Raw genomic sequence first — 3,370 nt, 5'->3', positions numbered from 1 at the left:
TTGGGAACGCTGTCAGGCTAACATGATTCCCTGACGCAAGGGGAAACGGTCACAGTGGCCTGCCTTCGGGCGTCAATAGCCAAATCTGGCGATAGACGGCTCTCGGTTGGAAGGGGCATTCTCTGCTTTTCAGAGAGGTGTCCAACGTGAAGCCCATCACTTCCGTCCTGGCAGAGGATGACACGGCCATCTGGAAGCTCGTCGTCAATTGGGAGCGACGGTACATTTATGTCGTCACAGGGCGTCCACCTTACAAGCGGCTGTCCATTGATGAACTGCTTGCGATGGAGCCGCCAAACACTTTGCAGCTTCAGGCCCGCGACAAGCTGATGTCGATGATGTTGGATGCCATTTGCAACAACTAGGCGCGAAAAAACCCCGCCACCTTTCGGCAGCGGGGGCAAGGATCAAGGCGTGACGGCATCCTATCATATTGCCGGCTTCGGGAAAATGATCAGGGCGGAGGCCGACCGGTAATGGCATACCAAGTCGCAGCGGCGCCGGCGGCCGCAGCGATCAGCTGCTTGCCGACAGCCCAAAGACCGCGCCCCATAGACCCCGCAAACACCACTCGATCGCGCACCTGGGCATACTCGGCTGTCGTTGGTTTGATCGCGTCGACGGACTTCTCCAAACCGTCCAGCCGATGCTTAATCCCCATCACTTCGAGGCGAAGATCCTCTTGCGCCTGATAGCCTCGCCGTCGGCTCTCGGCGGCTTCCTTGCCTTGCTCGGTCAGCATCGTCAGCGAGGCGACGACGGCCTTAAACTGCTCTTCCAATCTGATTTGCCGCTCCCCGATGGTTTCGCGCGTCATTGCCGGCTTTCCTTTCCATGGCGAGCGCACTCGCTCTTGGTCCATACGCCGCCCGCGCAAAGACCCGCCGCCGTCTCGTTGATGCCCGCCTGGTCGGCTGGCGTCTTGCCTCGCGCGCCGATCAGCGAGGTACCGACCACAGCGCGCAGCCCGTTAGTGCTGGCAGGTGCCGGTTTCGAAGTCGAACAGCCCGCCAACGCCAGTGCAGCGGCGAAGCTCAGGCGGGTAGAGATCAGGCCGCAGAACGCTGCGGCCTATGCCGGTCGCACGCTCGACCGCCAGAACCCGGTTTGCCGGGACAGTCTTCCACTGGCTGATCGCCTGTGGCGTCACCCCTATGCGTCGGGCAAGCTCCTTCGAAGCGCCTACCGCCTTCTTAGCTCTTTCAAGTGGCGTCATCATCCTCATCCGATTGGCTGATAAGGATGATATTAAAGCAGCGCTTAACCTTAAAATCAAGCTACGCTTCATTGTTTGGCTAAAGCATGCCTTTATTATCGCCTAGAAACCTGGAGACAGTGAGATGGCCGACACGATCGGGGCGCAAATCCGGAAAGCGCGCAAAGCTTCGGGCAAAACCCAGCAGGAAGTAGCCGACCACCTAAAGGTTAGCGTCCAGGCCGTTTCCCAATGGGAGACCGATAAAACCACGCCAAGCACTCGAAATCTCCTGGATCTATCCAAGTATATGAGCCTGGATCTAGAGGCGCCCATTACCAGAACCATCAGTGACTCCTTGTTTGAGCTGGACGATGTGCCGGTCAGGGCACCGATAGTTGAATGGAAGTCTCCGGAAGACTGGCTCAACCTACCAAACCCGGAAGACTGGTTTTCGTCACCTCTGGCACCTTCAAAATTTCTTCAGATCACATGGAAGCCAGTTGGTGACGTATTCGCTTTAGTCTGCCGATCTGGCTTCATGACGCCGACTTTCAAAACCGGCGATATCGTGGTCATCGACACAGGGAGAGCCCCCGAGAAGGGAGACTACGTTGTCGCTCAAATGGATAAGACTACGGAGGTTTTCCTCGCGTCCTACCGCCTGATTGGCCGAGATGAGCACCGCGCCCCCATCTTTGAACTACACTTCGACTCAGGTGCCCGCTCACCCAGAAGGGTCGACGCCGACAATCCTGGTCAAGTGATAGGCACCGTGCGAGAGCATCGCCGGTTCTTTCGCATGGATTAATAATCAAGCAACGCTTGACACCTAAAATCAAGTATGGCTTGATACGCCTCGTTAACCAACGAGGCACGCATGCTCGCACCCGCAAACACACAGACTGGCCATGAGCTTTCGAGCAAGGACATTGCCGAGGCCACAGGCAAAGGGCACAAGACCGTTCTCCGCGACATCCGGAAGATGCTCGCTGACCTCTATGGCGAAGATGGTACAGATTTGTACCATCCGGGCATCCGGATCGAGCGGGATATCCGCGACTACATTTCCCTCATTTGGCTTGATCGCGAGCACGCGATGACGCTCGCCACCGGATATGACGTGAAACTCCGCAAGCGGGTGGTCGACAAGCTCGCAGAGCTCGACGGAACTCCAGCCCGCCTGCCCACCACTGCCGAGGCCTTCGCCAACGTCTTCCAGATGGTGGCGGATCAGGAGCGCCGAGGGGCCGAGCAAGATCGGCAGCTCAGAGCGATCAGTGCCGATATCCAGCTGATCAAGGACACGGCCCCCCTCACCGCAAAACCGCAGAACGCTGAATCGCTGTCAGAGGTCAGGAAGCGGACCAATCGGCGATATGGGTTGCCGCAACGCATTATCGACGCGGTGATGGGCGACCTGCCCTACAGCCCGCGCCCGTTTCAGATGGTCAAGAACAGCCACGAGAACGCAAAGGGCAGCAGCTATGCGGTCTGGCGCATCATCGATGTGACCAAGCTTTTCGCCCGCTTCGTCGGCGAATGCACGATGGTCACTGCGACGCAGGCAATCCATCCAGACATCGAGAGCCGGTTCAAGCTGACCGGAAAGGCAGGTGTATGATGATCCGCCTTGCCAATGATGACCGTCGCGGAGACGTCGCGAGACATATCGACACGAGCGAATTGCTCGAGGCCCTGGCAATTTGCGGCATCGTGTATCGCCAGTGGCGGGACAGCAACGACTACATCTATCAGACCGATCCTGCTTCACCGCGCTATCTGATGCAAGCATCAGATGGGAACTACGTCGAAGTTGGAGGATTTCTGCCGGAACCGCAGACCAGTTTTAACGGCAAGCCGATGCCGATCAGCAGATTGGCCGCGCTCGCAATAGGGATAGAGCGGCCGACCACTCCCTTGATGTGGGCATTGTGGCGGGGCGGGATCGATATCGATGGTGAAGACGTACCAACGACTGTCAGCGATTTCGCAGAATGCCTTGTCGAATACGTCGCGATCGAGCGTGACGAGAGAAACCTGAAGTAGACCAACGCGTAGCCCGCCGCGGCTGACGCGGCACCCTGAACAATCTGGAGACTACCAATGCCGAACCCTGTTCAGGCTGCCGCCGAAGGCATGCCCGAAATCAACCGCCGTCGCCTACCGCTCGGC

Annotated in this window: 6 protein-coding genes; 4 read left to right on the top strand and 2 right to left on the bottom strand. The window is 58.1% G+C overall.

Annotation, left to right across the window (positions count from 1 at the left end):
• Positions 1-146: 146 nt before the first annotated feature.
• Positions 147-365 (top strand): hypothetical protein, encoded by a 219-nt coding sequence (locus AC1DWF_RS31185; protein ID WP_476786736.1) that lies wholly within the window; start codon positions 147-149, stop codon positions 363-365.
• Positions 366-454: 89 nt separating this feature from the next.
• On the opposite strand, the gene AC1DWF_RS31180 is transcribed toward AC1DWF_RS31185, so the two are convergent.
• Both AC1DWF_RS31180 and AC1DWF_RS31175 read right to left on the bottom strand, forming a co-directional pair.
• Complete coding sequence (locus tag AC1DWF_RS31180) at positions 455-817, bottom strand: hypothetical protein (protein ID WP_476804516.1); 363 nt, start codon at positions 815-817, stop codon at positions 455-457.
• A gap of 153 nt (positions 818-970) precedes the next feature.
• Positions 971-1,216: a Cro/CI family transcriptional regulator gene (locus AC1DWF_RS31175; protein WP_476787774.1), complete on the bottom strand. Its 246-nt coding sequence runs from the start codon at positions 1,214-1,216 to the stop codon at positions 971-973.
• A 124-nt stretch (positions 1,217-1,340) separates the two neighbouring features.
• Here AC1DWF_RS31175 and AC1DWF_RS31170 point away from each other — a divergent pair, with 124 nt between their 5' ends.
• The 3 genes from AC1DWF_RS31170 to AC1DWF_RS31160 all read left to right on the top strand — a co-directional run bounded on the left by AC1DWF_RS31170 (position 1,341) and on the right by AC1DWF_RS31160 (position 3,244).
• The gene (locus tag AC1DWF_RS31170; protein WP_476782897.1) at positions 1,341-2,006 is read left to right on the top strand and encodes a helix-turn-helix domain-containing protein; all 666 of its coding nucleotides are present in this window, start codon (positions 1,341-1,343) and stop codon (positions 2,004-2,006) included.
• 69 nt (positions 2,007-2,075) lie between these two features.
• Complete coding sequence (locus tag AC1DWF_RS31165) at positions 2,076-2,819, top strand: Rha family transcriptional regulator (protein WP_476782896.1); 744 nt, start codon at positions 2,076-2,078, stop codon at positions 2,817-2,819.
• Positions 2,816-3,244, top strand: coding sequence for a hypothetical protein (locus AC1DWF_RS31160; protein WP_476842489.1), 429 nt, complete (start codon positions 2,816-2,818; stop codon positions 3,242-3,244). Before AC1DWF_RS31165 ends, AC1DWF_RS31160 begins: the two co-directional genes overlap by 4 nt.
• Positions 3,245-3,370: the final 126 nt, after the last annotated feature.

The sequence above is a fragment of the Aminobacter sp. P4_D5 genome (assembly GCF_056401815.1).
Note: the sequence above shows the minus strand (reverse complement) of the source record. Positions and strands in the feature narration are given on the sequence as shown.